The following is a 3,923-nucleotide window of genomic DNA, read 5'->3' on the forward strand; positions in this document are numbered from 1 at the left end:
AGAGCCGCTTCGCCGCCCTGGCCCGCTCCGGCGCAAAGCCCCTGCCCGTCGCCATGCGGGCAAAGCCGAGCGCGAAGCTCTTTAGCGGCACGGCATAGGTCGGGATGGAACAGCCGTCGGTGCCGCAGTGGTCGACGTCATGGGCGGCACCGGTCACGGACTGCATGGCATCGCGAACCATCTCCTGCTGGGCGTGGCCGGCCTTGACGTAGCCGCGATGGGCGATGCCCGCATGCACGCAGGTGCATAGGAAGCCGGCATGCTTGCCGGAGCAGTTGTTGTGCAGCGCGTTCGGCACGCCGCCGGCACGGGCAAGCGCTATGGTGGCGTCATGGTTCGACGGCCAATGCGCGCCGCATTCGAGCGCGGTTTTGTCGAGACCGGCTTTCGCCAGCATGGCTTGCGCCAGTTCGACATGCGCGGCCTCGCCGGTATGCGAGGCGCAGGCCAGCGCCAGTTCGCGGTCGCCGAAGCCATAGGCGTCGGCCGTACCGCTTTCGACCAATGGCAGCGCCTGGATCGCCTTCACCGCCGAGCGCGGAAACACCGGGCGGACCGTCTCGCCGATTTCGAGCAACGGCTTGCCGTCAGCATCGAACACGGCGACCGCGCCGCGATGGGCGCTTTCGACCACCGCGCCGCGCAAAACCTCGACCAGAACCGGATTTGACATGCTGCCTCCCGCACGCGCGCGCCCAGAGGGCGCCGCTTTAAATGCGGGCCGCTTCTACCTGATCCGGTCGAGAATGGAAACGTAGTTGGCAACGGCAGCGCCACCCATGTTGAAGATGCCGCCGAGCTTGGCGCCCGGCACCTGGATGCCGCCCGCCTCGCCGGTGAGCTGCATGGCGGTCAGCACATGCATCGACACGCCGGTGGCGCCGATCGGGTGGCCCTTGGATTTAAGGCCGCCGGAGGGGTTGACCGGCAGGCGGCCGTCCCTGACCGTGGTGCCGTCCAGCGCCAGCTTCGCGCCTTCGCCTGGCTTGGCCAGCCCCATCGCCTCGTATTCGATCAGTTCGGCGATGGTGAAGCAGTCATGCGTCTCGACGAAGGAGAGGTCGTCGAGCGTCACGCCGGCCTTCTTCAGCGCCTGGTTCCAGGCCTGCTCGCAGCCCTCGAAGGCGAGGATGTCGCGCTTCGACATCGGCAGGAAATCCTGGACGTGCTCATTGGCGCGGAAGGTGACGGCGCGGCGCATCCTGAGCGCCGTCGCGGTGTCGGTGAGCACAAGCGCGGCGGCGCCGTCCGAAACCAGCGAGCAGTCGGTGCGCTTCAAGGGACCGGCGACGAACGGGTTCTTCTCGCTTTCCTGGCGGCAGAATTCAAAGCCGAAATCCTTGCGCATCTGCGCGTAAGGATTGTCGACGCCGTTCTTGTGGTTCTTGGCGGCGATCATGGCGAGCGCATCCGACTGGTCGCCATAGCGCTGGAAATAGGCCTGCGCGATCTTGCCGAAGACGCCGGCAAAGCCGGCGGGCGTGTCGCCATCCTCCGGCAGGTAGGAGGCCTTGAGCAGGTTTTTGCCGATCTCGGGGCCGGGCGTGGTGGTCATCTGCTCGGCGCCGACCACCAGCACAATGCGGGCCGCATTGGCGTCGATGGCGCGGATACCTTGCCTCACGGCGGCCGAACCGGTGGCGCAGGCGTTTTCGACGCGCGTCGCCGGCTTGAAGCGCAGCCGGTCGTCGGCCTGCAAAACCAGACTGGCGGTAAAATCCTGCGCGGAGAAGCCAGCGTTGAAATGGCCGAGCACGATCTCGTCGACATCGTCGGGACCAATCCCGGCATGGTCGAGCGCCTCGACGGCGACCTTGGTGATCAGGCCCTCGAGCGTCTCGCCCTCGAGCTTGCCGAAGCGCGAATGCGCCCAGCCGACGATGCATGCGGTCATTACAGCCTCCATTTGCCGCGCAGCCTGGCGTGTGGATCCTCAGGTGATGCCGGCCTGACCTGAACCTCCACACACGCTAGCACGTCCTGTCGCGGCATGAGATTCAATATTGTTCAACAGTGAACTTTTTTCCAGCCCAGGGGATGGGCCAGACCAACAGGATCGTTTGATGCCAGCATCGATTTTTTGTTGATTGATCCGTCAATAAAAAATAATCTTATATCGAGCCCGGATCCCAAAATGCCGAAAATCGGAATGGAACCCTTGCGCCGCAAGGCGCTCATCGATGCGACGATCTCGGCGATCGGCGAGCGCGGCTCGCTGGACGTGACGATGTCGGAGATCGCCGGCCGCGCCGGCGTGTCGTCGGCGCTGGCGCACCATTATTTCGGCGCCAAGGACGAGCTTCTGTTCGCGACGATGCGGCACATACTGTCGGAGCTCAACACCGACACCAGGCGTGCGCTGCGGGCCACCGGCACGGCGCGCCAGCGCGTCTCGGCCGTGGTCGCCGTCAGTTTCTCCGACGACCAGTTCCAGCCCGAGACCATCGCCGCATGGCTTGCCTTCTATGTCGAGGCGCAGAAGTCGTCGGCCTTGCGGCGCCTGCTCAAGATCTATGCGAGGCGACTGCATTCGAACCTGATGAGCGGGCTGACCGGCATCCTGTCCCGACGCGAAGCGGATCGCGTCGCCGAAGCGACGGCGGCGCTGATCGACGGGCTCTACATCCGTCGCGCGCTGAAAGACGGCGTGCCGGACGCGGCGACGGCCATCGCGCTCGTCGAAGACTATCTCGAAAAGCTCAGCGGACGGAGCCTGCCTTGACGAGCGGACGGCCCAATTTCCTGATCGTCATGGTCGATCAGCTCAACGGCACGCTGTTCCCCGACGGACCGGCGGAATTCCTGCATGTGCCGCATCTGAAGGCACTTGCCGCCCGCTCGGCGCGCTTTGCCAACAACTACACCGCCTCGCCGCTCTGCGCGCCCGGCCGCGCTTCGTTCATGAGCGGGCAGTTGCCGTCGCGCACCGGGGTCTACGACAACGCGGCGGAGTTCACGTCCTCGATCCCGACTTTTGCCCATCACCTGCGATCTGCCGGCTACTACACCTGCCTGTCTGGCAAGATGCATTTCGTCGGGCCGGACCAACTGCATGGCTTCGAGGAGCGGCTGACCACCGACATCTATCCGGCCGATTTCGGCTGGACGCCAGACTATCGCAAACCCGGCGAGCGCATCGACTGGTGGTATCACAATCTGGGCTCGGTGACCGGCGCGGGCGTCGCCGAGACCACCAACCAGATGGAGTATGACGACGAAGTCGTGTTCCTGGCCACGCAGAAGCTCTACCAGCTTTCGCGGGAGCAGGACGATGCGGACCGGCGGCCCTGGTGCCTGACCGTTTCGCTGTCGCACCCGCACGACCCGTACGTCGCGCGCAAGCAGTATTGGGACTTCTACGAGAATTGCCAGGCGCTGGACCCCGAAACCGGGTTCATCGCGCATGACGAGCAGGACGCGCATTCGCAGCGGCTCTACCACGCCAGCGACTATTCCGCTTTCGCGATCACAAGCGACCAGGTGCGCCGTTCGCGGCGCGGGTATTTCGCCAACATCTCCTATGTCGACGACAAGCTCGGCGAGCTGCTGGACGTCCTCGGCCGCACGCGCATGCTCGACGACACCGTCATCCTGTTCTGCTCGGACCATGGCGACATGCTCGGCGAGCGCGGGCTGTGGTTCAAGATGAGCTTCTTCGAGGGTTCGGCGCGCGTACCGCTGATGATCGGCGGCAAAGGCGTGCCGGCCGGGCTGATCGAGGCGCCGGTCTCCAATCTCGACGTGACGCCGACGCTGTGCGACCTCGCCGGCATCGACATGGGCGCCATCGCTCCGTGGACCGACGGCCAGTCGCTGCTGCCGCTCGCCAATGGCGGGCAGCGCACCGCGCCCGTGTTGATCGAGTATGCCGCCGAAGGCTCCTACGCGCCGCTGGTGGCGATCCGCGACGGCAAATACAAATT

Annotated in this window: 4 protein-coding genes; 2 read left to right on the top strand and 2 right to left on the bottom strand. The window is 65.3% G+C overall.

Translation table 11 applies throughout. The annotated features are described in order from the left end of the window. Nucleotides 1-673: asparaginase (locus EN738_RS32020; RefSeq protein ID WP_127287075.1), on the bottom strand; the 673-nt coding region annotated here is incomplete at its 3' end. A gap of 54 nt (nucleotides 674-727) precedes the next feature. Then, entirely contained in the window at nucleotides 728-1,894 is a 1,167-nt protein-coding gene (locus EN738_RS32025) for an acetyl-CoA acetyltransferase (protein ID WP_127287076.1), read from the bottom strand. Nucleotides 1,895-2,134: 240 nt separating this feature from the next. Between EN738_RS32025 and betI the strand changes: the two genes are divergently transcribed. Both betI and betC read left to right on the top strand, forming a co-directional pair. Further along, entirely contained in the window at nucleotides 2,135-2,722 is a 588-nt protein-coding gene (betI, locus tag EN738_RS32030; protein WP_127287077.1) for a transcriptional regulator BetI, read from the top strand. Then, nucleotides 2,719-3,923, top strand: a 1,205-nt coding sequence (betC, locus tag EN738_RS32035; protein ID WP_127287078.1) for a choline-sulfatase, incomplete at its 3' end; no start/stop codon positions are given. The genes betI and betC, both read left to right, overlap by 4 nt.

Origin of the sequence: Mesorhizobium sp. M4B.F.Ca.ET.017.02.2.1 (assembly GCF_003998955.1) — a bacterium.
In the GTDB taxonomy this organism is placed as follows: domain Bacteria; phylum Pseudomonadota; class Alphaproteobacteria; order Rhizobiales; family Rhizobiaceae; genus Mesorhizobium; species Mesorhizobium abyssinicae.